Annotated in this window: 1 protein-coding gene; it reads left to right on the forward strand. The window is 70.0% G+C overall.

Annotated features, from left to right (window positions below):
• Positions 1–65: 65 nt before the first annotated feature.
• Positions 66–373 (forward strand): Crp/Fnr family transcriptional regulator (locus tag AB4Y83_RS22715; protein WP_442298284.1); only part of this gene is annotated, 308 nt, incomplete at its 3' end.

Consider the following 373-nt stretch of genomic DNA (forward strand, 5'->3'; position numbering starts at 1 on the left):
CGCTGATGTAGAACGGCGCGGCCATCGAGTCGGCCACCATCGGGCGCGAAGGCGGCCTTGGCCTGATGGCCGCTATCTCGCCGCGCCAGTCGCTGTCGCGCGCCATCGTCCAGGCGCCGGGCGGGGTTTCGCGCATCAGCGCCTCGGCCCTGCGTGAAGGGGTCGAGCGCAGCGCGATCCTGCGCGACCTGATCGAGCGCCACAATGACGCGCTGTTCGGCCACGCCATCCAGTCGGTGGCCTGCAACGCCCTGCACGCGGTCGAAGCCCGCTTCTGCCGCTGGCTGCTGGGGTTCCGCGACCGCATAGACGTCGACACCATAAGCCTGACCCAGGAGTTCCTGGCCGACATGCTGGGCGTCCAGCGCACCAC

This window comes from Terrabacter sp. RAF57 (genome assembly GCF_052113925.1).
Lineage (GTDB): Bacteria > Actinomycetota > Actinomycetes > Actinomycetales > Dermatophilaceae > Terrabacter.